Origin of the sequence: Streptomyces sp. M2CJ-2 (assembly GCF_016757295.1) — a bacterium.
In the GTDB taxonomy this organism is placed as follows: domain Bacteria; phylum Actinomycetota; class Actinomycetes; order Streptomycetales; family Streptomycetaceae; genus Streptomyces.
This window is the reverse complement of record NZ_JAESIF010000021.1, coordinates 88,849-113,541: the sequence shown is the minus strand read 5'-3', so window position 1 is coordinate 113,541 and position 24,693 is coordinate 88,849. Positions and strand designations below refer to the sequence as shown.

At 71.6% G+C, this 24,693-nt stretch carries 26 protein-coding genes; 13 read left to right on the top strand and 13 right to left on the bottom strand.

Annotated elements, in window-relative coordinates; translation table 11 throughout:
- Positions 1-522: PH domain-containing protein (locus tag JL475_RS18450; RefSeq protein ID WP_202278823.1), on the bottom strand; the 522-nt coding region annotated here is incomplete at its 3' end.
- A gap of 112 nt (positions 523-634) precedes the next feature.
- On the opposite strand from JL475_RS18450, the gene deoC reads away from it, so the two are divergent.
- Genes deoC through JL475_RS18435 form a run of 3 tightly spaced genes read left to right on the top strand, consistent with a single transcriptional unit; the run spans position 635 to position 3,985 of the window.
- Entirely contained in the window at positions 635-1,588 is a 954-nt protein-coding gene (gene deoC / locus JL475_RS18445) for a deoxyribose-phosphate aldolase (RefSeq protein WP_202278832.1), read from the top strand.
- A 5-nt stretch (positions 1,589-1,593) separates the two neighbouring features.
- The gene (locus tag JL475_RS18440; protein ID WP_202278822.1) at positions 1,594-3,030 is read left to right on the top strand and encodes an aldehyde dehydrogenase family protein; all 1,437 of its coding nucleotides are present in this window, start codon (positions 1,594-1,596) and stop codon (positions 3,028-3,030) included.
- Positions 3,023-3,985 (top strand): aldehyde dehydrogenase, encoded by a 963-nt coding sequence (locus JL475_RS18435; protein ID WP_202278821.1) that lies wholly within the window; start codon positions 3,023-3,025, stop codon positions 3,983-3,985. The genes JL475_RS18440 and JL475_RS18435 overlap by 8 nt, the downstream gene beginning before the upstream one ends.
- An 82-nt stretch (positions 3,986-4,067) precedes the next feature.
- Here JL475_RS18435 and JL475_RS18430 read toward each other — a convergent pair whose 3' ends face one another.
- On the bottom strand, positions 4,068-4,412 hold the full coding sequence (locus tag JL475_RS18430) for a hypothetical protein (protein ID WP_202278820.1): 345 nt from the start codon (positions 4,410-4,412) through the stop codon (positions 4,068-4,070).
- Positions 4,413-4,540: 128 nt separating this feature from the next.
- Here JL475_RS18430 and JL475_RS18425 point away from each other — a divergent pair, with 128 nt between their 5' ends.
- Positions 4,541-5,233 carry a uridine kinase gene (locus tag JL475_RS18425; RefSeq protein WP_307825089.1) on the top strand — a complete coding sequence of 231 codons (693 nt, stop codon included), beginning with the start codon at positions 4,541-4,543 and terminating at the stop codon, positions 5,231-5,233.
- Positions 5,234-5,427: 194 nt separating this feature from the next.
- Here the strand turns inward: JL475_RS18425 and JL475_RS18420 are convergent, their stop codons facing one another.
- The gene (locus JL475_RS18420; RefSeq protein ID WP_202278831.1) at positions 5,428-6,177 is read right to left on the bottom strand and encodes a SigE family RNA polymerase sigma factor; all 750 of its coding nucleotides are present in this window, start codon (positions 6,175-6,177) and stop codon (positions 5,428-5,430) included.
- Positions 6,178-6,430: 253 nt separating this feature from the next.
- Between JL475_RS18420 and afsQ1 the strand changes: the two genes are divergently transcribed.
- The 5 genes from afsQ1 (at position 6,431) to JL475_RS18395 (ending at position 10,527) form a co-directional block, all read left to right on the top strand.
- The gene (gene afsQ1 / locus JL475_RS18415; RefSeq protein WP_158101933.1) at positions 6,431-7,108 is read left to right on the top strand and encodes a two-component system response regulator AfsQ1; all 678 of its coding nucleotides are present in this window, start codon (positions 6,431-6,433) and stop codon (positions 7,106-7,108) included.
- The gene (locus JL475_RS18410; RefSeq protein WP_202278819.1) at positions 7,105-8,883 is read left to right on the top strand and encodes a HAMP domain-containing sensor histidine kinase; all 1,779 of its coding nucleotides are present in this window, start codon (positions 7,105-7,107) and stop codon (positions 8,881-8,883) included. The genes afsQ1 and JL475_RS18410 overlap by 4 nt, the downstream gene beginning before the upstream one ends.
- Positions 8,880-9,551: a hypothetical protein gene (locus tag JL475_RS18405; RefSeq protein WP_237407499.1), complete on the top strand. Its 672-nt coding sequence runs from the start codon at positions 8,880-8,882 to the stop codon at positions 9,549-9,551. Before JL475_RS18410 ends, JL475_RS18405 begins: the two co-directional genes overlap by 4 nt.
- A 113-nt stretch (positions 9,552-9,664) precedes the next feature.
- Positions 9,665-10,246, top strand: coding sequence for a VanZ family protein (locus tag JL475_RS18400; protein WP_202278818.1), 582 nt, complete (start codon positions 9,665-9,667; stop codon positions 10,244-10,246).
- 80 nt (positions 10,247-10,326) lie between these two features.
- Positions 10,327-10,527 carry a PspC domain-containing protein gene (locus JL475_RS18395; RefSeq protein ID WP_202278817.1) on the top strand — a complete coding sequence of 67 codons (201 nt, stop codon included), beginning with the start codon at positions 10,327-10,329 and terminating at the stop codon, positions 10,525-10,527.
- A 99-nt stretch (positions 10,528-10,626) separates the two neighbouring features.
- Here the strand turns inward: JL475_RS18395 and JL475_RS18390 are convergent, their stop codons facing one another.
- Entirely contained in the window at positions 10,627-10,980 is a 354-nt protein-coding gene (locus JL475_RS18390; RefSeq protein ID WP_202278816.1) for an ATP-binding protein, read from the bottom strand.
- Between the two features lie 135 nt (positions 10,981-11,115).
- A complete protein-coding gene (locus JL475_RS18385) occupies positions 11,116-12,273 on the bottom strand; it encodes an adenosine deaminase (RefSeq protein WP_202278815.1) in 1,158 nt (385 codons plus the stop codon).
- A gap of 112 nt (positions 12,274-12,385) precedes the next feature.
- Between JL475_RS18385 and JL475_RS18380 the strand changes: the two genes are divergently transcribed.
- A complete protein-coding gene (locus JL475_RS18380) occupies positions 12,386-13,147 on the top strand; it encodes an alpha/beta hydrolase (RefSeq protein WP_202278814.1) in 762 nt (253 codons plus the stop codon).
- A 39-nt stretch (positions 13,148-13,186) separates the two neighbouring features.
- On the opposite strand, the gene JL475_RS18375 is transcribed toward JL475_RS18380, so the two are convergent.
- Positions 13,187-14,140, bottom strand: coding sequence for a LysR family transcriptional regulator (locus JL475_RS18375; protein WP_202278813.1), 954 nt, complete (start codon positions 14,138-14,140; stop codon positions 13,187-13,189).
- Between the two features lie 63 nt (positions 14,141-14,203).
- Between JL475_RS18375 and JL475_RS18370 the strand changes: the two genes are divergently transcribed.
- Both JL475_RS18370 and JL475_RS18365 read left to right on the top strand, forming a co-directional pair.
- Positions 14,204-15,556: an MFS transporter gene (locus JL475_RS18370; RefSeq protein WP_202278812.1), complete on the top strand. Its 1,353-nt coding sequence runs from the start codon at positions 14,204-14,206 to the stop codon at positions 15,554-15,556.
- A gap of 170 nt (positions 15,557-15,726) precedes the next feature.
- A complete protein-coding gene (locus tag JL475_RS18365) occupies positions 15,727-16,743 on the top strand; it encodes a sigma-70 family RNA polymerase sigma factor (RefSeq protein ID WP_202278811.1) in 1,017 nt (338 codons plus the stop codon).
- Here the strand turns inward: JL475_RS18365 and JL475_RS18360 are convergent.
- Positions 16,627-17,019, bottom strand: coding sequence for an STAS domain-containing protein (locus JL475_RS18360; RefSeq protein WP_202278810.1), 393 nt, complete (start codon positions 17,017-17,019; stop codon positions 16,627-16,629). The two genes, JL475_RS18365 and JL475_RS18360, sit on opposite strands and share 117 nt — an antisense overlap.
- A 139-nt stretch (positions 17,020-17,158) precedes the next feature.
- Between JL475_RS18360 and JL475_RS18355 the strand changes: the two genes are divergently transcribed.
- Positions 17,159-18,079 (top strand): AEC family transporter, encoded by a 921-nt coding sequence (locus JL475_RS18355; protein WP_202278809.1) that lies wholly within the window; start codon positions 17,159-17,161, stop codon positions 18,077-18,079.
- Positions 18,080-18,083: 4 nt separating this feature from the next.
- Here JL475_RS18355 and JL475_RS18350 read toward each other — a convergent pair whose 3' ends face one another.
- From JL475_RS18350 to JL475_RS18325, 6 genes are all read right to left on the bottom strand, one after another.
- On the bottom strand, positions 18,084-18,677 hold the full coding sequence (locus JL475_RS18350) for a Uma2 family endonuclease (protein ID WP_202278808.1): 594 nt from the start codon (positions 18,675-18,677) through the stop codon (positions 18,084-18,086).
- A 121-nt stretch (positions 18,678-18,798) separates the two neighbouring features.
- The gene (locus tag JL475_RS18345) at positions 18,799-20,076 is read right to left on the bottom strand and encodes a thymidine phosphorylase (RefSeq protein WP_202278829.1); all 1,278 of its coding nucleotides are present in this window, start codon (positions 20,074-20,076) and stop codon (positions 18,799-18,801) included.
- A 94-nt stretch (positions 20,077-20,170) separates the two neighbouring features.
- Positions 20,171-20,584, bottom strand: a complete 414-nt coding sequence (locus JL475_RS18340) for a cytidine deaminase (protein ID WP_202278807.1) — start codon at positions 20,582-20,584, stop codon at positions 20,171-20,173.
- Positions 20,581-21,855, bottom strand: a complete 1,275-nt coding sequence (locus tag JL475_RS18335; protein ID WP_202278806.1) for an ABC transporter permease — start codon at positions 21,853-21,855, stop codon at positions 20,581-20,583. Before JL475_RS18335 ends, JL475_RS18340 begins: the two co-directional genes overlap by 4 nt.
- Entirely contained in the window at positions 21,852-22,976 is a 1,125-nt protein-coding gene (locus JL475_RS18330) for an ABC transporter permease (protein ID WP_202278805.1), read from the bottom strand. Before JL475_RS18330 ends, JL475_RS18335 begins: the two co-directional genes overlap by 4 nt.
- Entirely contained in the window at positions 22,976-24,544 is a 1,569-nt protein-coding gene (locus tag JL475_RS18325) for an ABC transporter ATP-binding protein (RefSeq protein WP_202278804.1), read from the bottom strand. The genes JL475_RS18330 and JL475_RS18325 overlap by 1 nt, the downstream gene beginning before the upstream one ends.
- Between the last annotated feature and the right edge of the window lie 149 nt (positions 24,545-24,693).

The window sequence follows — 24,693 nt, the reverse complement described above, 5'->3', positions numbered from 1 at the left end:
GGCAGCCGGCACCCAGCAGGTCGAGGTGCTCCGCGTTCCCGCGGCGCGGACGTCGACGCCCTGCGCCCGCTCGCCCGCGGCCCGCATCTCCTTCCGCGCGGCCCGCTTGCGGGCCCGCAGGGACACGGGCAGGGCCCACAGCTGGTACTTGGTGCCGGCGTCGGAGACGACCTCGTTGGTGTAACCGGCGCGCAGCGCGGCGACCCGGCCCCAGGGCAGCACGATCGTGCGGAAGGGATTGCGGACGCGCAGCCGGTCGTCGTCGGCGTAAACGGCGGGCAGCAGGGTGTAGGCGACCACCGGGGGCACGATCGCCAGCAGCGTGGCGAGCGCCAGCCACGGGGCCCGGCCCTCGCCGGTGACCACCGCGTCGACGCAGAGCCAGCCGACGATCACCAGCAGCAGCACGCCACCGGCGATGCCCGGGGTCGACCGGTACACCCGGTCCTCGGCCTCGGGGCCCTCGGGCCCGTGCCCGCTCCCGGGCTCCGGGGCGGACGGCTGCTGCTCTGGGGTGTTCATGCCCCCGATTCTGCCCGACGGGTCCGCACGCACCGGCGGGTGGTGGGCCGGTCGGAAACGGGTGGGAGGACTGTACAGCCGCTACGCGCGTAGATATGCTCGGCTGGTGACCATGTCCTCCACTGCACCACACGCTCTCAGTGACGTCACCGCGTCCGACGGCACGCTGCGCCGCTTCCTGCACGGGCTGCCCGGTGTCGACGCGGTCGGCCTGGAGGCGCGTGCCGCCTCGCTCGGCACCCGCTCGATCAAGACGACCGCGAAGGCGTACGCCATCGACCTCGCCATCTCGATGGTCGACCTGACGACGCTGGAAGGCGCGGACACCCCGGGCAAGGTCCGGGCGCTCGGCGCGAAGGCGGTCCGTCCCGACCCGACCGACCGCACGGCCCCCGCCACGGCCGCGGTCTGCGTCTACCCCGACATGGTGGCCACGGCGAAGGAGGCCGTCGCCGGCTCCGCGGTCAAGGTGGCCTCCGTCGCGACCGCCTTCCCGGCCGGCCGCGCCCCGCTCGCGGTCAAGCTGGCCGACGTCCGGGAGGCCGTCGCCGCCGGCGCCGACGAGATCGACATGGTCATCGACCGCGGCGCGTTCCTCGCCGGGAACTACCTGAAGGTGTACGACGAGATCACCGCCGTGAAGGATGCCTGCGGGGCGAGCGCCCGGCTGAAGGTCATCTTCGAGACGGGCGAGCTGTCGACGTACGACAACATCCGCCGGGCGAGCTGGCTCGGCATGCTGGCCGGCGCGGACTTCATCAAGACCTCGACCGGCAAGGTGGCGGTGAACGCCACGCCCGCGAACACCCTCCTGATGCTGGAGGCGGTCCGCGACTTCCGTGCGCAGACCGGTGTCCAGGTCGGGGTGAAGCCGGCCGGCGGCATCCGCACCAGCAAGGACGCGATCAAGTTCCTCGTCCTGGTCAACGAGACCGTCGGCGAGGACTGGCTGGACAACCACTGGTTCCGCTTCGGCGCCTCCTCCCTGCTCAACGACCTGCTGATGCAGCGCCAGAAGCTGGCCACCGGCCGCTACTCCGGCCCCGACTACGTGACGGTGGACTGATCACCATGGCACCTGTTTTCGACTACGCACCGGCGCCCGAGTCCCGCTCGGTCGTCGACATTGCCTCGTCATACGGCCTGTTCATCGACGGCGAGTTCACCGAGGCCGCCGACGGCAAGGTCTTCAAGACCGTCTCCCCCTCCACCGAGGAGGTCCTCTCCGAGGTCGCCCAGGCCGGTGAGGCGGACGTGGACCGCGCGGTGAGGGCCGCGCGGAAGGCCTTCGCGAAGTGGTCGGCGCTGCCCGGAGCCGAGCGTGCCAAGTACCTGTTCCGGATCGCCCGGATCATCCAGGAGCGCAGCCGCGAGCTGGCCGTCCTGGAGACGCTGGACAACGGCAAGCCGATCAGGGAGACCCGGGACGCCGACCTGCCCCTGGTCGCCGCGCACTTCTTCTACTACGCGGGCTGGGCCGACAAGCTCGAGCACGCCGGCTACGGGGCGAACCCGAGGGCCCTCGGCGTGGCCGGCCAGGTCATCCCGTGGAACTTCCCGCTCATGATGCTGGCGTGGAAGATCGCCCCGGCGCTGGCGACCGGCAACACGGTGGTCCTGAAGCCCGCCGAGACGACCCCGCTCTCCGCGCTCTTCTTCGCGGACATCTGCCGTCAGGCGGGCCTGCCCAAGGGCGTCGTCAACATCCTCCCGGGATACGGCGACGCGGGCGCCGCGCTGGTGGCCCACCCGGACGTGGACAAGGTGGCCTTCACCGGTTCCACCGCGGTCGGCAAGCAGATCGCGCGGACGGTCGCCGGGACCCGCAAGAGGCTGACGCTCGAACTGGGCGGCAAGGGCGCCAACATCGTCTTCGACGACGCCCCCCTCGACCAGGCGGTCGAGGGCATCGTGAACGGCATCTTCTTCAACCAGGGCCACGTCTGCTGCGCGGGCTCGCGCCTGCTGGTCCAGGAGTCGATCCAGGACGAGCTGCTGGACTCCCTCAAGCGCAGGCTGTCCACGCTGCGCCTGGGCGACCCGCTGGACAAGAACACCGACATCGGCGCGATCAACTCCGCGCAGCAGCTCGAACGCATCACCTCGCTCGTCGAGCAGGGCGAGGCGGAGGGCGCCGAGCGCTGGTCGGCGCCCTGCGAACTCCCGGAGAACGGCTACTGGTTCGCGCCGACGCTGTTCACGGGCGTCACCCAGGCGCACACGGTCGCCCGCGACGAGATCTTCGGCCCGGTGCTGTCGGTGCTCACCTTCCGCACCCCGGACGAGGCCGTCGCCAAGGCCAACAACACGCCGTACGGCCTGTCGGCGGGCATCTGGACGGAGAAGGGTTCCCGCATCCTGGCGGTGGCGAACAAGCTCCGCGCCGGTGTCGTCTGGTCCAACACGTTCAACAAGTTCGATCCCACCTCGCCGTTCGGCGGCTACAAGGAGTCGGGCTTCGGCCGCGAGGGCGGTCGCCACGGTCTGGAGGCGTACCTCGATGTCTGAGAAGTCCGAGAAGATCGAGAAGGCCGACAAGGCCGAGAAGGCCCAGAAGAGCGAGAAGGGCGAGAGGGCCGAACCGCGGCTCTCGGTCTTCAAGACCTACAAGCTGTACGTCGGCGGGAAGTTCCCGCGTTCCGAGAGCGGCCGGGTGTACGAGGTGTCTGACGCGAAGGGCAACTGGCTGGCCAACGCACCGCTCGCCTCCCGCAAGGACGCCCGGGACGCGGTGGTCGCCGCACGCAAGGCGTTCGGCGCCTGGTCGGGCGCGACGGCGTACAACCGGGGCCAGATCCTCTACCGCGTCGCGGAGATGCTGGAGGGCCGCAGGGACCAGTACGTCCGGGAGGTCGCCGAGGCCGAGGGACTGCCGAAGTCCAAGGCGGCCGAGCAGGTGGACGCGGCGGTCGACCGCTGGGTCTGGTACGCGGGCTGGACCGACAAGATCGCCCAGGTGGTCGGCGGCGGGAACCCGGTCGCGGGCCCGTACTTCAACCTGTCCTCCCCCGAGCCGACCGGTGTGGTCGCCGTCCTGGCGCCCCAGGAGTCGTCCTTCCTGGGCCTGGTCTCGGTGGTCGCACCGGTGATCGCCACCGGCAACACCGCGGTCGTGATCGCGAGCGAGCGGTCCCCGCTCCCCGCCCTCTCCCTGGGCGAGGTCCTGGCCACCTCCGACCTGCCCGGCGGTGTCGTCAACGTCCTCTCCGGCCGTACGGCGGAGATCGCCGCGCCGCTGGCCGCGCACCAGGACGTCAACGCGATCGACCTGGCGGGCGCCGACGAGGTGCTGGCGAAGGAGCTGGAGATCGCGGCGGCGGACAACCTCAAGCGCGTCCTTCGTCCACAGCCTGTGGACGACTGGTCGGCGACCCCGGGCACGGACCGCATGACGGCCTTCCTGGAGACCAAGACGGTCTGGCACCCGACGGGCTCCCTGGGCGCCTCGGGCTCCGCCTACTGACCGAGCACCCCTCCGCACCCCGGAGAGCCGCGCCCCCTCCACCCGAGGGGGCGCGGCTCTCCGCCGTCGTCCTGCCTCCGGGTCAGCCGCCGAGCGCCCCCGCCGCCCGGCCGACCACCGGGACGTCGTCGACCGACGGGGCCTGGGTGACCGGACCGGTCACCGTGCGCGAGTCCACCGGTGTGAAGTCGGCGACCTGGGTACGGACGCCGTTGTCGAGGGGATCGACGCCGGTTCCGGCGAGCGGGTTGGGCTGGAGGCCGGCGACCGGACCGACGGCCTGCCCGGCCGCGCCGGTCAGGTCCAGCGGGGAGCCGGACTCAGCCGCTGCCGTCGTCGCGCCCACCCCCAGGACCACTCCCGCGGCCGCGAGCGTCGCCAGGGCGCGCCGGACGGCCGGCTTCTTGGGTGCGTCGTGTCGGGCCATTACTGGTGCCACCCTCTGCTTCTCTCGGTAACCGGTTCGACGCGCAGCGTAATCGAAGTGTGATGCGCGCTTCAAAGCCGGTCCGCACGGTCGTTGAGGACCCGTTCCATGCATCAGACTGGTGTCCCGTGAGTTCCCAGTCGCCCATGTCCGCGCGAGTCGTGCTGCTCTGCGGCCCCTCCGGCTCCGGCAAGTCCCTCCTCGCGGCCCGCTCCGGCCTTCCGGTGCTGCGCCTCGACGACTTCTACAAGGAGGGCGACGACCCGACGCTGCCCCTGGTGGCGGGCAGCTCCGACATCGACTGGGACCACCCCGGATCGTGGGACGCGGACGCCGCCGTCGCCGCCATCGACCGGCTGTGCCGAACGGGCCGTACGGACGTGCCCGTGTACGACATCTCCCTCAGCGCCCGGACCGGTGCGGACACGGTCGACATCGGCGGGGCTCCGCTGTTCATCGCGGAGGGCATCTTCGCCGCGGAGATCGTCACGCGCTGCGGCGAGCTGGGCCTCCTGGCCGACGCGCTGTGCCTGAGCCGCGGCCCGATGAAGACCTTCCGCCGCCGCTTCCTGCGGGACCTCAGGGAGGGGCGCAAGTCCGTGCCCTTCCTGCTGCGGCGCGGCTGGCGGCTGATGCGGCTGGAGCGGTCGATCGTCGCCCGTCAGACCTCGCTCGGCGCGTACGCCTGTGACCGCGACGAGGCCCTGAGCCGCCTGGCGGCGGCGGGGGCCGACGGCGGCGACAGGCAGGGCGGGGCGGACACGCGCACCGAGGACTCCGGCGCGGACTCGGGCGCAAGGTCGACCGCGCAGTCGGCGTAGCCGGGGCGGACCAGGTGCGTACGCACGAAAGCGGGACCGGAAAGGCCCCCCGGCCCTCCAGTCCCGCTCCTTCGTGCTCCCCCGTTGTCCCCCGTGTCCCCCGGTTCCCCTATGAGATCCCCCGATCCCCTCGGTTCCCCGTTTCCCTCCCCCCGGTTTTCCGGTTTCCCGGTTTCCCCCGTTCCCCCGTACCTTCAGGCGACCAGTTCGCCGAAGGCGTCCTCCCGGTCACGGCCGAAGCTGAGGACCTCGTCCTCGCGCAGCCGGCGGAGCGACCGCCAGATGCTGGACTTCACCGTGCCGACACTGATGCCGAGGATGTCCGCGATCTCCGGGTCCGTGCGGCCCTCGTAGTAGCGCAGGACCAGCATGGTGCGCTGGAGCTCGGGCAGCCTGGCCAGCGCCTGCCACAGCACCGCGCGCAGCTCGGTGCCGCGCATCGCGTCCGTGTCGCCGACCGTCTCCGGCAGCTCCTCGGTCGGGTACTCGTTCAGCTTGCGGCGGCGCCACGCGCTGATGTGCAGGTTGGTCATGGTGCGGCGGAGGTATCCGCCGACCGCGGCCTTGTCGCTGATCCGGTCCCACGCCCGGTAGGTCGAGAACAGCGCGCTCTGCAGCAGGTCCTCGGCCTCGAAGCGGTCGCCGGTCAGGTGGTAGGCGGTCGCGTACAGGGAGGCGCGTCGCTCCTGGACGTAGGTGGTGAACTCCACCTCCGACAGCGAACGGCGCTCCCCCTCTGCCTCCCCGTACCCGCTTCCCCCGTGCGTTTCCCCCGTGTTCGTTCCCCCCGTGGGCGCGTCAACCACCGTCATGCAGGCGGTGTGACGCCCGGCACCGCGAGCGCACCCCCGTTTGCCCAGGGCACCGGACTTCTCACCGGATCGGTGCACGTCGTGCAGACGCGTGACAACCGCGCTGGAGCTGGTGCCGTGCAGCGTGTTCATCTCGCGCCCCCCGTCGTGGACTTCCGGTGTCTTCATGTGCTGTTGTGCTGGTGACGAAAATCCTGCCCGGGCGACTTCATGGCCGTGTCCGCCGACTGTCACAGAGCTGTCACAGGGGCCGCCACGCCGGGCTCCGGTCGTCGACCACGGCGCCCTGACGGATGTCGGCGCACGTGACCGTCCGGGTGCGGGTCCCACGGGCTTCCGCCCCCACGGGTCGAACCGGGAGCCCTCCATGGGACAGAATGAGCCCGTGCCTTCCCTGTTGCTGATCGAGGACGACGACGCCATCCGCACGGCCCTGGAGCTCTCACTCACGCGCCAGGGCCACCGCGTGGCGACCGCTGCCAGCGGTGAGGACGGACTGAAGCTGCTGCGCGAGCAACGGCCCGATCTGATCGTGCTGGACGTGATGCTGCCCGGCATCGACGGATTCGAGGTGTGCCGGCGCATCCGGCGCACCGACCAGTTGCCGATCATCCTGCTGACCGCGCGCAACGACGACATCGACGTGGTGGTCGGCCTAGAGTCCGGCGCCGACGACTACGTGGTCAAACCCGTGCAGGGCAGGGTGCTGGACGCCCGGATCCGGGCGGTGCTGCGCCGCGGGGAGCGGGAGTCCAACGACGCGGCGACCTTCGGCAGCCTGGTCATCGACCGCTCGGCGATGACCGTGACGAAGAACGGCGAGGACCTCCAGCTGACCCCGACCGAGCTGCGGCTGCTGCTCGAGCTGAGCCGGCGGCCCGGCCAGGCGCTGTCCCGGCAGCAGTTGCTGCGGCTGGTGTGGGAGCACGACTACCTGGGCGACTCGCGTCTGGTGGACGCCTGTGTCCAGCGGCTGCGCGCCAAGGTCGAGGACGTGCCGTCGTCCCCGACCCTGATCCGTACCGTGCGCGGTGTCGGCTACCGACTGGATCCGCCCCAGTGACACAGGAGCACCAAGGGGGTTCCCGCGGCTGGTCCGCGGCGCGCAAGGGAGTCTGGTCGCGGCTGCGCTTCACCAGTCTGCGGCTTCGGCTGGTGGTCGTGTTCGGGCTGGTCGCGCTCACCGCCGCGGTGTCCGCCTCGGGCATCGCGTACTGGCTCAACCGCGAGGCGGTGCTCACCCGCACCCAGGACGCGGTGCTGGGCGACTTCGAGCAGGAGATGCAGAACCGGGCGGGGGTGCTGCCGGAGCACCCGACGCAGGAGGAACTGCAGCACACCGCGGGCCAGATGGCCAACAGCAGTCAGCGGTTCTCGGTGCTGTTGATCGCCGAGAACCCGCAGGGCCGTACGGTGTACGGCAGTTCGGGCGGGCTGAGCGGCTTCTCGACCCAGGACGTGCCGGCCTCGCTGCGCAAGGCGGTGAACGAGCGGCAGAAGATCACCTCGACCAACAAGCATCCCTACCGTCTGTACTGGCAGCGGATCGTCCACGGCGGCACCCCCTATCTGGTGGCGGGCACCCGGACGATCGGCGGCGGACCGACCGGCTACATGCTCAAGTCGCTGGAGCCGGAGGCCAAGGACCTCAACTCGCTGGCCTGGTCGCTGGGTATCGCCACCGGTCTCGCCCTGATCGGCTCCGCTCTGCTGGCGCAGGCCGCGGCGACGACCGTGCTGAAGCCGGTGCAGCGGCTCGGGGTCGCCGCCCGGCGGCTCGGCGAGGGCAAACTGGACACCCGGCTGAGGGTGTCGGGGACGGACGAACTGGCCGATCTGTCCCGGACGTTCAACAAGGCGGCCGAGGCGCTGGAGAAACGGGTGGCCGACATGGCCGCGCGGGACGCCTCGTCCCGCAGGTTCGTGGCGGACATGAGTCACGAACTGCGCACTCCGCTGACCGCGATCACGGCGGTGACGGAAGTCCTCGAGGAGGAGCTGGAGTTCGAGGGCGGTGGCATCGACCCGATGATCGAGCCCGCCGTACGGCTCGTGGTCAGTGAGACGCGGCGGCTCAACGACCTGGTCGAGAACCTGATGGAGGTCACCCGTTTCGACGCGGGCACCGCCCGCCTCGTCCTCGACGACGTCGACATCGCCGACCAGATCACCGCCTGTATCGACGCCCGTGCCTGGCTGGACGCGGTCGAGTGGGACGCGGAGCGCGGTATCCACGCCCGGATCGACCCGCGTCGGCTGGACGTGATCCTGGCCAACCTCATAGGCAACGCGCTCAAGCACGGCGGCTCACCGGTACGGGTGTCGGTGCGCGTGGACCGCGAGGACGGCGGCGACGGCTCAGGCCCCGTGAACGGTGACGCCGACGGGGACGGTTCGGACGGCGGGGAGCGCAAGGACGGCGGGGCCCGCGAGGGCGGCGCCGGGGAAGAGGCCGGGACGGGCACCGGGGACGGAGGCACCGTGGCCGGGGACGCCATGGCCGGAGGCGCCGTGGTCATCGAGGTGCGGGACCAGGGGCCGGGCATCCCCGAGGACGTCCTGCCGCATGTCTTCGACCGCTTCTACAAGGCCAGTGCCTCCAGGCCGCGTTCCGAGGGCAGCGGTCTGGGCCTGTCCATCGCGCTGGAGAACGCCCATGCCCACGGCGGCGAGATCACCGCGGCCAACTCCCCCGAGGGCGGGGCGGTGTTCACACTGCGGCTGCCTCGGGACGTCTCCGCCCTGACCGGGCGGGACGACGAGAGCACCGACAACGCCCGGCAGGACGGGGGCGGCGCCGGTCCCCGGCGGTCGAACGCCGAAGGGGACGCCCGATGAACATACGCCGGACGACTCCGCGCCCGACGGGCATACGCGGCATACGCGGTGTACGAGGCACACGACGGCTGCCGGGGCTGCTGGCCGTCACCGCGCTCGGCGTCCTGCTCTCCGGGTGCGGGATCCGGGCCACCGAGGTGCCGACCGACTTCGGTCCGGCGCCCTCCCGGGTGCGCTGCTCGCAGGCCGAGGCGGACGGGGCGGCGCAACCCGCGCGGGGCCTGCCGGTGCGGGTGTTCCTGCTCTGCGGCTCGTCGCTGATGGCCGTCGACCGGACCGTGGGGGTGCCGGAGGGCGCGGCGGACTCCGGGCAGCGGCGCGCCCTGGTGGCGCAGGGCCTGCTGGACCAGCTCTCGGCGCCGCCGACGCCCGCCGAGAAGGAGGCCGGGTACACGACGAACGTACGGGGCGGGATGACCGTGAGCGGTCCGCGGTCCGGCGACCCGGAGGACGCGCTGCGCCTGAGCACCGCGCCGGGGAGCCTGACGTCCTACGCGCTCGCGCAGATCGTCTGCACCTTCTCCGACTCGGCGGCGGCCGAGGGCGACGGCTCGGTGGTCCTGGGCGGCCGGGACGACGGGCCGCCGCGCCGCTACCGGTGCACGGACGAGGTCCGGGCCCGTCCGGGCGGCACGGAACCCCCGTCCACGGCGGTCACCGAGGGGTGACCGCGCAAGGCAGGTGCCACGGGCCGTGGCCGGCGGCGCTGTGGCGCATGCCTCACCCGGCGAACGGGGCACTTGCCGGAACCGATCCCGCCGGGCGTCGCGTCTAGGTTTTCGTGCAGCGTCAAGGCCCCGTCGGCGGCACCGCCGCGTCCCGTGTCCGTGTGACAGGAGGTCTCCTCCTGGCCGCGTACCTCGTGTTCGTCGCCTGGTGCACGCTGCGCCCCCTGAACGTCCCCTGGGTGATGCCCGCCAACCTGCGGCTCTTCGAGGGCATCCGGGCCGACTTCGCGCTGGGCTGGGGTGCCGGGGCCCGCCGGGTCGGCGAGGGGCTCGCGCTGCTCGCTCCGCTGGGTGTGCTGCTGCCGATGGCGGGAGGGAGGCTGACCGTCTCGCCACTGGGTTCGCTGATCCGCACCATGGCCGCGGCGGCACTGCTGTCGCTGGGCATCGAGATGCTGCAGACCGCGGTGCCCGGCAGGGTCGTGGACGTCGACGCGCTGTTGCTGAACACGGTGGGCGCGGCGCTCGCGCATGTCGCCGTGGTACCGGCGGGCCGTGCCTGGCTGCGCCGCCGGACCGTACGCCGGGCCGGCGCCGGAATGCGCCAGGAGGAGCCGGCTCAGGGTCGGACCCCGACGATTCCCAGGGTCGGGATCGCCCCGTGGAGTGACGCTTTGCCCCCTTCGTCTCCGTAGTGTGGAGAGCGGTGGAACAGCCGACGGAAGCCGATGCGGCGCCGTGGGCCACTGAACCGCACACCACGAAGGAGACCGCGATGTCCCGCCTCGTCCGCCCCACCGACAACCGTGTGATCGGCGGCGTGTGCGCCGCGCTGGCCCAGCGCTTCGGCACCTCCGCGACCACGATGCGCGTGATCTTCCTGGCCTCGTGCCTGCTCCCCGGGCCGCAGTTCCTGGTCTACATAGCGCTGTGGATCCTGCTCCCGTCGGAGGACAAGGCGCGGACGGCCTGGTGAGTCCGTGTGCCGCTGCGCGCGAACGCCGATGGGGCGCGCCCCGGACTCGGGGCGCGCCCCATCGGCCGGGGTCCGCGCGGGTGGATCAGGGGGAGTGGGTCAGCCGAGCGGGACCCCGTTGACGGCGACACCCTCCTTGGGCAGCCCCGTCGCCGGCAGGCCCCCGAGCAGACCGTCGACCTGCTCCTGGGGGCCCTCGGAGGTCAGCTGCTCGGCGACCGGCCGCGCGGTCGTCATGCCCGTGCCGACCACGTCCTGTCCCGTCTGCAGGGCCCCGTCCGCACCCGGCGCCACACGGGAGACGTCCTCCGCCGGAAGGCTCTGAGCGACGGTGTCCAGAGCGGTACCGGCGTTCGGGACGGCCGGGGCTGCGCTTGCGGCACCCGCGCCGACGACGGCGAAGGCGGCGCCGAGAACGGCGACACCGAGGGTCTTGGCAGCAGACTGCTTCATGAAATGCGTCCTCGAAATGGAATGGGGGAACGAGCGGTCCTCGACCGTAGACACCCGGCACCACCCGCCGCAAACCTCGAAATGCGGACGATCAGTGAAGGCCGCCCGTCCTCCCGGAATCCGCGAACGCCGCGGTCAGCCCTCCTCAGCCACAGAACCGCTGGTGGAGGCGGTCTGCCGAAACAGCCATTCGGATTTCAGCTCGGCATATCCGGGCTTGATGACGTCATTGATCATGGCCAGCCGTTCATCGAAAGGAATGAACGCCGACTTCATCGCATTGACGGAAAACCATTGCATGTCGTCGAGCGTGTAGCCGAACGCCGCGACCAGGTGCTCGAATTCCTGGCTCATGCTGGTGTGCGACATCAGGCGGTTGTCGGTGTTCACCGTGGCCCGGAAGTGCAGCCGGCGCAGCAGGCCGATGGGGTGCTCGGCGTACGAGGCCGCCGCCCCGGTCTGCAGGTTGGAGCTGGGGCACAGCTCCAACGGGATGCGCTTGTCCCGGACGTAGGAGGCGAGCCGGCCGAGTTCGACCGAGCCGTCGTCGTGGACCTGGATGTCGTCGATGATGCGCACCCCGTGTCCGAGCCGGTCGGCGCCGCACCACTGCAGGGCCTGCCAGATGGACGGCAGCCCGAAGGCCTCGCCGGCGTGGATGGTGAAGTGGTTGTTCTCCCGCTTGAGGTACTCGAAGGCGTCGAGGTGCCGGGTGGGCGGGTAACCGGCCTCGGCGCCCGCGATGTCGAAGCCGACGACGCCCAGGTCCCGGTAGCGGTTGGCGAGTTCGGCGATCTCCAAGGACCGCGCGGCGTGCCGCATCGCGGTGAGCAGCGCGCCGACGCGGATGCGGTTTCCGTTCTCCCGCGCGCGCCGTTCCCCTTGCCGAAAGCCCTCGTTGACCGCCTCGACGACTTCTTCGAGGGTCAGTCCGCCTTCGAGGTGCTGCTCGGGGGCGTAGCGCACCTCGGCGTAGACGACACCGTCCGCGGCGAGATCCTCGGCGCACTCGGCGGCGACCCGCACCAGGGCGTCACGGGTCTGCATGACCCCGACGGTGTGCGAGAACGTCTCCAGGTACCGCTCCAGGGAACCGGAGTCGGCGGCCTCCCGGAACCAGAGGCCGAGCTTGTCGGGGTCGCTCTGGGGAAGCCCGGAGTAGCCGGCCTCGCGGGCCAGGTCGACGACCGTGCCGGGGCGCAGGCCGCCGTCGAGGTGGTCGTGCAGCAGCACCTTGGGCGCCCGGCGGATCTGGTCCGGGGTCGGGGTGTTCGCAGTGGTCTGGCTCGTCATTGCCGCACTCTAGCGCCTACGCGCGTAGATCACCGGTGCGCGAATCCGTCGATACGTAACGGTGACCGCACGCGAGGGTGGCGTACACCGGGGCTTCTGACACTCTGCTGCCATGTCACAGCAAGCGACGCCGGTGCGCACGGCCCGGCTGGGGAGAGTGCTCGGCCCGAAGCCGAAAGCGGTGGGCGGCGCGGTGCTGCTGCTCCCCGGCGGCGAGCCGGTCTCCAGCCGCAGGCCGTCCCCCGTGGTGGCGGCCGCCTCCGTACGCACCCTGGGACACCGTCTCGGCCGCGCGGGCCGGGCCGAGGGTCTCGCCACCCATGTCGTCCACTACCGCTACCGGGGCTGGAACGGCAGTGAGGCGCATCTCGCGCGTGACGCCACCTGGGCCGTGGACGAGATCGTGCGGCGCTACGGGGACGTTCCCGTGTGCCTGGCCGGTCTCGGCATGGGCGGCCGGGCGGCGCTGCGCGCGGGCGGCCACGAGGCCGTCAGCTCCGTACTGGCGCTGGCTCCCTGGCTGCCCGAGGAGGATGTGGCCGCGACCCCCGAACCGGTGAAGCAGCTGGCCGGACGGCAGGTGCTGATCGTGCACGGCACGCGTGACGCGCGGGCCGACCCGGAACTGTCCTTCCGGATGGCGTCGCGGGTCAAGAAGGCGAACCGGAACGTGTGCCGCTTCGAAGTGCACGCCGACGGACACGGGTTGAACCAGTACCGGGACGAAGTGCTGGCGCTGTGCGAGGACTTCATGATGGGGACGCTGTTCGGGCGGGCGTTCTCCCGTCCGGTGCAGGACGCCCTGGCGGCACCCCCGCCCCTGGGGCTGCGGATGCCGCTGGCCTCGGGGTTCGGCGCGTCGTTACGCCGGTAGACGGTAGGTGATGGGCGGTGGGCCGCGGGTGGTCGTCGTTCAGTCCGGGAGCAGGTGGCCCCGTCTCGACAGCAGGAACTTCTTGAAGGCCGCCACCGGTGGGGTGTCCGGCCGGCCGGCCAGCCAGGCGACGCCGATCGCGCGGGCCGCCCGCGGGGAGGTGACGGTCAGTTCCACCACCCCGGGGCGCGGCACGGCCGGCGGGGGCAGCAGCGCGACGCCCAGACCGGCGGCCACCAGGCCCCGCAGGGTCTCCGCCTCCTCGCCCTCGAAGGCGACCCGGGGCCGGAAACCGGCCTGCGCGCAGAGGTCGTCGGTGATGCGGCGCAGGCCGTATCCGGGCTCCAGGGTCACGAACGTCTCGTCGGCGGCCTCGGCGAGGCGGATACGGCGCCGTCCGGCGAGCCGGTGGTCGGCGGGGACGACCAGGCGCAGTTTCTGCTCGTCCAGGCGACGGGCGACGAGGTCGGGGGCGTCCGGGACCGGGGAGGTCAGGCACAGGTCCAGCTCGCCCGCACGGAGGCGCTCCAGCATGGCCTCGCCGTAGTTCTGGACGAGGCTGAAGCGGATGCGCGGGTGGTCGGCGCGGAAGGCGTGCAGCAGGCCGGGCACGGTCTCGGCGCCCATGGTGTGCAGAAACCCGAAGGCGACCTTGCCGGTGGCCGGGTCGGCGTCGGCGCGCACCTCGTCGGCGGCCCGCTCGACCTCGGCGAGGGCGCGTTCGACGGAGGCGAGGAAGGTGCGCCCGGCGGGGGTCAGCGAGAGGGTGCGGCCGTGCCGGGCGAACAGGTCGACGCCCAGGTCGTGTTCGAGGCGGGCCATGGACCGGGAGAGCGTGGACTGCGGGACCTGCATCTCCTGGGCGGCACGGGTGACGTGCTCCGTGCGGGCGACGCCGGCGAAGTGAACGAGACGTGGCGCGAGCAGCGCGACGATGTCTTCTGTGTCACCGGACGGTGACAGCTGACTCCGTGACCTCGACTGATGCTCCATGGGAACGATTATGGCGATTCCATGCATTGGACGGATGAGCGGGGCCGTCCGTAGGTTCGAGGCATGTCTTCCGTCAGTACCGGGGCGTCCACGCGAGTGGACGCCGGCCCGTCCGTCACTTCCTCTCCCTCTCTCTCGTCTTCTTCCTCGCCCTCTCCCTCGCCTTCCGCCACGTCGTCCGCCGCCCCGGCCTCCCCGGGCGGCCCCGACTCCCGGATGGCCCCCGGCGGTCCCGGTTACCGGCGGATGAGCCTCGCCCTCTTCCTGGCGGGTGTCGCGACCTTCGCGCTGCTGTACTCCACCCAGGCCCTGCTGCCGCTGATCTCCGGAGACCTCGGAGTGACCGCGGGCGACGCGAGCTGGACGGTGGCGGCGGCCACCGGCGGTCTGGCGCTTTTCGTGCTGCCGATGAGCGCGCTGTCGGAACGCTACGGACGTCGTACGGTCATGACCGCCTCCCTGGCCGTCGCGGTGACCGTCGGGCTGCTGGTCCCCTTCGCCCCGTCACTGGGTGCCCTGGTGGCGCTGCGGGCGCTCCAGGGGGCGGCCCTGGCCGGGGTGCCCGCGTCGGCGACCGCGTATCTCGCGGAGGAGGTCAGGCCGAAGGCCCTGGTGACCGCGATCGGACTGTTCGTCGCGGGCAACAGCGTCGGCGGGATGAGCGGCCGGGTCGTCACCGGATGGGTGGCGCAGGAGTGGGGCTGGCGGGTCGCCGTCGGCCTGATCGGGGTGCTCGCGGTGGCGTGCGCGGTGGCGTTCCGGCTGCTGCTGCCGGCGCCGAGGCACTTCCGGCCGGGTTCGCTGCGCCCGCGCGTGCTGGCCGGCACGGTCCGGGGCCACCTCGCCGACCCGCTGCTGCGGCGCCTGTACGCGATCGGCGCGCTGTTCATGACGGTGTTCGGCGGGGTCTACACCGTGATCGGCTACCGCCTGAGCGAGGCGCCCTTCTCGCTCCCCCAGGGCGTCGTCGGCTCGATCTTCCTGGTCTACCTGGTCGGCACGGTGTCGGCGTCGGCGGCGGGGCGGCTGGTGGACCGGCTGGGCCGTCGGGGCGCGCTGTACGCGGCGGGCGGGACCACCGCGGCGGGTCTGCTGCTGTCCCTGGCCGGCTCGCTGTCCCTGATCCTGCTGGGCCTGGTGCTGATCACCGGGGGTTTCTTCGCGGGCCACGCGGTCGCGTCCTCGGCGGTCGGACGGACGGCCACCGAGGGCCGCGCCCAGGCGTCGGCGCTGTACCAGTCCGCCTACTACGTCGGCTCCAGCGTGGGCAGCACGGTCGGCGCGCTCGCCTTCCACTCGGAGGGCTGGGCCGGAACCGTGGGGGTCGGTCTGGTGGCGGTGGCCGGGGTCGTGACCATCACGGCGCTGGGCACCCGGGCGGCCCGGGTGGAGCGGCGGCGGCTCGCCCCCGCGTGAGGCCGCGCACGCCCGGCCCGGCGGGCGGAGAATTTCGTTCCGCCCGTTGAACTCGCCTCTCCGACCTGCACGTTCGTCCACTCGGGGGGCCGTTGTCAGTGGCCTGCGGTAGCTTCCGAAGTGCTGGGTGCGAAGGCGCGCCGCAGACAGGCCACAGGGGTGGGTGGACGATGAAGAACGGCACGGCGACGACGACCGATCTCGACGCCAGGCTCGAGGCGCACCGCGTCGAGCTGACCGGGTACTGCTACCGGATGCTCGGTTCCTCCTTCGAGGCGGAGGACGCGGTGCAGGACACGATGGTCCGTGCCTGGCGCGGCTTCGCCACGTTCGAGGGCCGTTCCAGCCTGCGCTCCTGGCTGTACCGCATCGCGACCAACGTCTGCCTGGACATGCTGACGGCGGGCAACAAGCGCGCCCGGCCGATGGATCTGACGGAGTCGACCCCGCTGGCCCGGGCGGCCCTCTCGCCGCGACCGGACCACACCTGGCTGGAGCCGATGCCGGACTCCCGGGTGCTGCCCACCGTCGAGGACCCGGCGGAGGCGGCGGTCGCCAAGGAGTCCGTGCGGCTCGCCTTCATGGCCGCGCTCCAGCAGCTGCCGCCCAAGCAGCGGGCGGTACTGCTGCTGCGGGAGGTGCTGGCCTGGCGGGCGAGCGAGGTGGCGGAGCTGCTCGACACCTCGGTGGCGTCCGTCAACAGCGCGCTGCAGCGGGCACGGGCGACGCTCGCGGAGCGGCGCCGGCCGGGCGCCGACGCGTCCGTCTCCGACCCGCTGGACGAGGAGCAGCAGAAGCTCCTGGAGCGCTATGTGGCGGCGTTCGAGGGGTACGACATGTCGGCGCTGACGGCGTTGCTGCACGAGGACGCCATCATGACGATGCCGCCGTTCGACTTGTGGCTGACCGGCACCGCCGACATCACGGGCTTCATGACGACGCTGGGCGCCTCCTGTGCGGGTTCGCGGCTGCTGCCTCTCCAGGCCAACGGCCTGCCGGGGTTCGCCCACTACAAGCCGGACCCGGAGGCGGGTGGTTTCACGCCGTGGGCGGTCCAGGTGCTGGAGATCTCAGAGGGCCGGATCACCGGGTTCCACTGCTTCCTCGACACCAAGCGCTGGTTCCCGCTGTTCGGACTGCCCCTCCACCTCGAAGCGGAGGCCGACCAGGTCGAGCAGGGAGCATAGGGCGGGGTCGGGGTCGCGCAGCCGTATCCGGCCCCCGGTCCGGCGGGCCAGGAGCTGGAGGCGGGCGAGCAGGTTCACGGCGGCGAGCCCCGGCGACCCCAACCCTCCCACGTCACAGACGACGATGACGCCGCCCCGGCCGCCGTCGTCCAGCAGTGCCCGCAGCGCTTCGCTCGGCCCGCTCACCCCGTCCCGGGCGACGGGGCCGCGCAGCACGAGTACGGGCGGTGTCTTGGCTTCCACGAGCGGTAGACCGGGCACGGGCGCGTAATTCATCGCGGCTTCTCGCCGGCGTGCGGGCGCCGGGAAGATCACATTGACCCGAGCATGACCTTCCCCCGAGGGTTGGGTGTATGCGCCACATACCCTCCCCGTCCGCGATGTCCGGTGCCCGCCGCCCCGGCGAGGAGCCGCTGTGCAGGGGGTGCTGAGCGGTTTCGCGGTGATCGCGGTGGTCATCGGCGTCGGCTATGCGGTCGGCCGCCGGGGGTCTCTGGGCCGACAGGCCCACGAGGTGCTGACGAAGCTCGCCTTCCATGTGGCCTCACCGGCCCTGCTGTTCACCCTTCTCGCCGAGGCGGACCTGTCGGTGGTCTTCTCCGGCCGACTGCTGGTCACCGCGCTGAGCACGGCCGCGGTGGCCGGCGTCTTCGTGGCGGTGGGTGTGGTACGCCGCTGGGGCGTGGGCCGCACCACCATCGGCGCCCTGTGCTCCAGTTACGTCAACTCCGGCAACCTCGGCATCCCGATCGCCGTGTACGTCCTCGGCGACGCCTCACTGGTGGCGCCGGTGCTGCTGTTCCAGCTCGTCGGGATTACCCCGGTCGCGCTGACGATCCTGGACCTGGCGACCGCCGGGGAGAAGCTGCCGCTGTGGCAGCGGCTGCTCACACCGCTGCGGAACCCGGTCGCGCTGGGCTCGCTGGCGGGGGTGGCGGTGTCGGCGTCCGGACTGGAGATCCCCGGCCCGGTCATGGACCCGGTGACGCTGATCGGCAACATGGCGGTTCCGGCGGTCCTGCTCGCGTTCGGCATCTCGCTGCGCGGCAGCGCCCTGCCCCTGCGGGGCGGTGAGCGCGGTGCGGTGCTGCTCGCCGTGGCGCTGAAGTCGGTGGGCCAGCCGGTGGTCGCCTGGGCGCTGGCGATGGGGGTCTTCGGGCTGCGCGGGGCGCAGCTGCTCGACGTGGTGGTGACCTCGGCGCTCCCGGCCGCGCAGAACATCTTCACGTACGCGAGCAGCTACCGCGTCGGCGAGACCCTGGCCCGGGAGGCGATCCTGGTGTCGACCCTGCTGTCGGTACCGGTGCTGGTGGTGGCGGCGGCGCTGCTGGGGTGACGCTCTACCCCTCAAGGAACTCAGCGGTGTCGAGCGTGAGGTTGAAGGGCTCCGGCAACTCGATCCGATCGCCGAACTTCCCCGCGCGCAGGACGCGATAGACGCTCCCCTGGGGCTCGCCATACAGCGTGATCGTGGGCCCTCCGGGAGCCCAGCCATCGATGAGGAGGTAGAGCGGGACGCCGGCCTGGGCGTAACCCGCGGCCTTCTTGATCCGGTCGTTGGTCGCATTGGACTTGGACGTGATCTCAACGATGAGCTCGGCAGCAGCCGCGGCGATGTAGTTGCCCTTCTCAGCCCGTAGGACCTTCTTGGGCGCGACCGCGAGATCTGGGATGTAAAGGCCGTCGCGGGACGGAACCGCCGTTCCCAGAGTCTGGTAGATGCCCCAATCCTTGGTGATGACCTCGTACAGGCTGCGCTGGACCAGGTCAGCAATGTCGTTGTGAGCGTTGGACGGCGGCGGTGCCACGGTGACGATCCCCTCGATGACCTCCACCTTGCAGCCCTCGGGGGCGTCCGTCTCCTGCCAGATTCGGACGAGGCCGTCCCACTCGTGGCCGCTGGCCATCGAGTAGTCGACGGTGAGTGCGCTCATGGCGGTTCTCCAATCGGTGCGTCACCGATCCCAGCATGCCGAACGGGACCGGCGCGGGTCCACCGATCCCGTTCACCCGAAAGGGCCGTACCCGACAGCGGCCTCCGGCCGCGGGCGCAGGTCAGGCGATGCGTTCCCGCACCACCGGCGTGGCCGTGAAGGCAGTACCGGGGGCCGCGATGTCGTAGGAGTCCGCCACCGCCTCGAGGGCGTAGTCGAAGCGGTCCGGGGTGTCCGTGTGGAGGGTGAGGAGGGGCTGGCCCTCGGTGACCGTGTCGCCGGGCTTGGCGTGCAGTTCGACGCCGGCGCCCGCCTGCACCGGGTCCTCCTTGCGGGCGCGGCCCGCGCCGAGGCGCCAGGCGGCGACGCCGATGTCGTAGGCGTCCAGGCGGGTCAGGACGCCGGAGGCGGTCGCCGTCACCACGTGCTGTTCGCGCGCCGTCGGCAGGGGCGCGTCCGGGTCGCCGCCCTGGGCGGCGATCATGCGGCGCCAGACGTCCATCGCGGAGCCGTCGGCGAGGGCCTTCGCCGGGTCGGCGTCCTTCAGGCCGGCCGCGTCGAGCATCTCGCGGGCCAGGGCGAGGGTCAGTTCGACCACGTCCGCGGGGCCGCCGCCTGCCAGGACCTCCACCGACTCGCGGACCTCCAGGGCGTTGCCCGCGGTCAGGCCGAGCGGGGTCGACATGTCGGTGAGCAGGGCGACGGTCTTCACGCCGTGGTCGGTGCCGAGGCCCACCATCGTGGACGCCAGTTCGCGGGCGTCCTCCAGGGTCTTCATGAAGGCGCCGCTGCCCACCTTCACGTCCAGGACCAGCGCGCCCGTGCCCTCGGCGATCTTCTTCGACATGATCGAGGAGGCGATCAGCGGGATCGCCTCGACGGTGCCGGTCACGTCGCGCAGGGCGTAGAGCTTCTTGTCGGCGGGGGCCAGGCCGTCGCCGGCCGCGCAGACGACGGCGCCCACGCCGTCCAGCACGGACAGCATCTCTTCGTTGGACAGCAGCGCGCGCCAGCCCGGGATCGCCTCCAGCTTGTCCAGGGTGCCGCCGGTGTGGCCGAGGCCCCTGCCGGAGAGCTGGGGGACGGCCGCGCCGCAGGCCGCGACCAGCGGGGCCAGCGGCAGGGTGATCTTGTCGCCGACGCCGCCGGTGGAGTGCTTGTCGGTGGTGGGGCGGGACAGCGAGGAGAAGTCCATGCGCTCGCCGGAGGCGATCATCGCGGCCGTCCAGCGGGCGATCTCGGCCCGGTTCATGCCGTTGAGCAGGATCGCCATCGCGAGGGCCGACATCTGCTCGTCGGCCACCTCCCCGCGGGTGTACGCGTCGACGACCCAGTCGATCTGCTCGTCGCTGAGTTCGCCGCGGTCCCGCTTGGTGCGGATGACGGAGATGACGTCCATGGCCATGGCTGGCATTCCTTCCGGAGAGCGAAGAGTACGGCGCGGCCCCTCCGGCCGACGGTGGCGGCAGTCGATCGGAGGGGCCGCAGGGGAGTTACTTGGCGAGGTGCTGCGGGCCGAAGGCCTGGGGCAGCATCTCCGACAGCGGCAGGACGCCCGCCGGGGTCTCCAGCAGCAGCTCGGGGCCGCCGAACTCGTACAGCAGCTGCCGGCACCGGCCGCACGGGACGAGGATCTCGCCGTTGCCGTCCACGCAGGTGAAGTGCGTGAGCCGGCCGCCGCCGGTGCGGTGCAGTTCCGAGACCAGCCCGCACTCGGCGCACAGGCCGATCCCGTAGCTGGCGTTCTCGACGTTGCAGCCGGAGACCGTGCGTCCGTCGGCGACCAGGGCGGCGGCACCGACCGGGTAGCCCGAGTAGGGGACGTACGCGTGGGTCATGGCCTCGCGCGCGACCGCGCGCAGGGCCTCCCAGTCGATGCCGGCGGTGGTGGCCTCGGGCGGGGTCATCCGCCTTGCCCCTTCCGGTAGGGCAGTCCGTCCGCCTTCGGCATGCGCAGCCGCTGCGCGGACAGCGCGAGGACCACCAGGGTGATGACGTACGGCGTGGCGGCGACGACCTGGTTGGGGACCTCGTTGGTGCCGGCGTACCAGGCGTAGACGAGGGCGCCGACCACCAGGGTGACGAGCGCGTGCACGTACTTCTTGCGGACCACCAGCCAGATCGCGCCGATGACCAGCAGCAGCGCGCCGAGCAGCAGCAGCGCGTGCACGTTGGCGGAGCCGCCGCGCAGGTTGAGGCTGTCGGTGTAGCCGAAGAGGCCGGCGCCGATGGCGAGGCCGCCCGGCATCCAGTTGCCGAAGATCATCGCGGCGAGGCCGATGTAGCCGCGCCCGCTGACCTGGCCCTCCAGGTAGAAGGGGTTGGCGACGATGGACAGGAAGACACCGCCGAGGCCGGCCAGGGCGCCGGAGATGATCACGGCGATGTACTTGTACTTGTAGACGTTGACGCCGAGGGACTCGGCGGCGACCGGGTTCTCGCCGCAGGAGCGCAGCCGCAGGCCGAAGGCGGTGCGCCAGAGGATCCACCAGGTCGCGGGGATGAGCGCGATGGCGATGAGGGTCAGCCAGGAGACGTTGGTGACCAGTCCGCCGAGCAGGCCGGCGATGTCGGAGACGAAGAACCAGCCCTTCTCGTTGAGGTCGCGCAGTCCGTCGGACAGCCCCGGCACGGTGAAGTGGCCGAGCGACTCGACCGCCGGGGACTGCTTGGCGGAACCGCCCTGGTGGCCCTCGAAGGCCAGCGGGGCGAGGTAGCGGGTGGCACCGAGGGCGAGGATGTTGATGGCCACACCGGAGACGATGTGGTTGACGTTGAAGGTGACGGTGACGAAGGCGTGCAGCAGGCCGCCGAGGGCACCGCCGATGAGGCCGACGAGGACACCGGTCCACGGGCCCCACTGGAACCCGGCCCAGGCGCCGAACCAGGTGCCGAGGATCATCATGCCCTCGAGACCGATGTTGACGACGCCCGCGCGCTCGGCCCACAGACCGCCGAGTCCGGCGAGACCGATGGGCACGGCCAGTTGGAGGGCGGTGGACATCTGGCTGACGTTGGTGATGCCGTCCGCGCCGGTGATGATGCGGACGATCGAGACCAGGGCCAGGGCGCCGGCGATGACCAGCAGCAGCACGGGCCACGACATGCGGCGGCCGGTGGGCGCCGCGGGCTGCAGCGAGGGCTGGTTGACGTCGGTCGCTGTGGTCGGGGCGGTCATCGGCCGGCCACCTCCTTCGTGGAGTTGTTGTCGGCGCCGAGGACGTGACCCGCGGCGAGTTCCGCGCCGACCCGGCGCTGCTGACGGCGCAGGCCCCACTCGCGGACGGCCTCGTAGGAGACGACGACCGAGAGCACGATCAGGCCCTGCATGATGACCGCGATCTCCTTGTCGTAGCCGTGGAAGTCCAGCTCGGGCGAGGCCTTGTCGAGCCAGGCCCACAGCAGGGCGGCGAAGGCGATGCCGACCGGGCTGTTGCGGCCGAGCAGGGCGATGCCGATGCCGAGGAAGCCGATGCCGGTCGGGAAGTTCAGGCTGTAGGTGTGGGTGTCGCCGAGCAGGATGGGCAGGCCCGCGAGGCCCGCGAGACCGCCGGAGATCAGCATGGCGCTGAGCACCATGCGCTTGGGGTTGACCCCGCTGGCCGCGGCGGCGGTCTGTGAGGCGCCGGAGGCGCGCAGGTCGAAGCCGAAGCGGGTGCGGTTGAGGACGACCCAGTAGCCGATGCCGAGCAGCGCGGCGAGGACGACCAGGCCGTAGATCTCGCCGGCCTCGCCCATGTCGATGCCGGGGACCCAGCCGGACTCGTGCATCACGCCGGTGGTGTTGTTGTTGCCGACCTTGACGCCGAAGACGGTCGGCAGCCACAGGTAGCCGATCACGGAGGTCGCGATCGCGTTGAGCATGATCGTGGCGACGACCTCGCTGACCCCGCGGGTGACCTTGAGGACACCGGCGATGCCGGCCCAGAAGGCGCCGGTGAGGACGGCGGTGAGGAGCAGCAGCGGGATCTGCAGGGCGGCCGGCAGGGCGGCGTGGGCGCCGACGATGGCGGCCATCATGGCGGCGAGCTGGTACTGGCCGTCGACACCGATGTTGAAGAGGTTCATCCGGAAGCCGATGGCCACCGCGAGGGCCGCGATGTAGTACATCGAGGCCTGGTTGATGATCAGCACCTGGATGTCGGAGAACGTCGCCTGCTCGAACATCAGGGCGAACGGCTCGACCGGGCTCTTGCCCGAGGCGAGCAGCACGATCGCGCTGAGCACGAAGGCCACGGCGAGCGCGATGACCGGGCCGGCCACCGCGAGGAGCACGCGCTCCTTGTCGAACTTCTTCATCAGCGGGCCTCGTCTTCCGGAGACTCGGGGGCGTCGGCCCGGGTCTCGGGGGTCTCTGCGTGTTCGAGGTGTCCGGTGGCCGCACCCGTCATGGCGGTGCCGAGCTCCTCCGGGGTGATGGTCGTGGGGTCGGCGTCCGCGACCAGCTTGCCGTCGTAGATCACCCGGAGGGTGTCGGACAGACCGATCAGCTCGTCCAGGTCGGCGGAGATCAGGAGAACGGCGAGGCCCTCGCGGCGCGCTTCCCGGATGTGGTCCCAGATCGCGGCCTGCGCGCCGACGTCCACACCGCGGGTGGGGTGGGAGGCGATCAGGAAGCGGGGCCGGTGGCTCATCTCGCGGCCGATGATCAGCTTCTGCTGGTTGCCGCCGGAGAGGGAGGCGGCGGTGACGTCGATGCCGGGGGTGCGGACGTCGTACTTCTCGACGATGCGGCGGGTGTCCTTCTGGGCGGCCTTCAGGTCCAGCCAGACGCCCTTGGCGTTGGGCTTCTCCGTGACGTGGCCGAGGATGCGGTTCTCCCAGAGGGGGGATTCGAGGAGCAGCCCGTGGCGGTGCCGGTCCTCGGGGATGTAGCCGATGCCCTCTTCGCGCCGCCGGCGGGTGGGCCAGGCGGTGATCTCCTCGTCGGCCAGCCGGATGACGCCGGAGTCGGCGGTCCGCAGGCCGATGAGCGCGTCGACCAGTTCGGTCTGGCCGTTGCCCTCGACGCCGGCGATGCCGAGGATCTCGCCCTCGTGGATGGTGAAGCTGATGTCGTCGAGCAGGGCCTTGCCGCCGGGGGCCGCCAGGCGCAGCTTGTCGACGGTGAGCACCGGACGGTCGGTGACCGTGGACTCGGCGGTCTGCGGCGTGGGCAGTTCGCTGCCGACCATCATCTCGGCGAGCTCGCGCGGGGTGGTCTCGGCGGGTATGGCGGTGCCGACGGTGGTGCCGCGGCGGATGACGGTGATGTCGTCGGCCACGGAGAGGACTTCGCCCAGCTTGTGGGAGATGAAGATGACCGACAGGCCCTCCGCCTTGAGCTCGCGCAGGTTGTCGAAGAGCGCGTCGACCTCCTGCGGGACCAGGACGGCGGTGGGCTCGTCGAGGATCAGCGTGGTGGCGCCGCGGTAGAGGACCTTGAGGATCTCCACGCGCTGGCGGGCGGCGACACCGAGCTCCTCGACCAGCAGGTCGGGGCGTACGCCGAGGCCGTAGCGGTCGGAGATCTCCTTGATCTTGCGGCGGGCCTTCGCGCCGATGCCGTACAGCTTCTCGCTGCCGAGCACCACGTTCTCGAGGACCGTGAGGTTGTCGGCGAGCATGAAGTGCTGGTGGACCATGCCGATGCCGCGGGCGATGGCGTCGGCCGGCGAGGAGAAGGCGACCTGCTCGCCGTGGATCGCGATGGTGCCCTCGTCCGGCTTCTGCATGCCGTAGAGGATCTTCATCAGCGTCGACTTGCCGGCCCCGTTCTCACCGACGAGGGCGTGCACGGTGCCTTTGCGGACCGTGAGGTGGATGTCGTGGTTGGCCACGACGCCCGGGAAACGCTTCGTGATCCCGGCGAGCTCGACGGCGGTCACCGATTCGTTGACCGCAGCTCCGGCCGGAGGGCTGCTGGACGCGTTGATGGCGCACTCCTGGGGACGGGGGTCGTCTACGCGCGTAGCGCCCCGACGGCATCAAAGGGGGCGGCACACCGAACCGACGGGGTGCGGGGAGCTTACTCCCC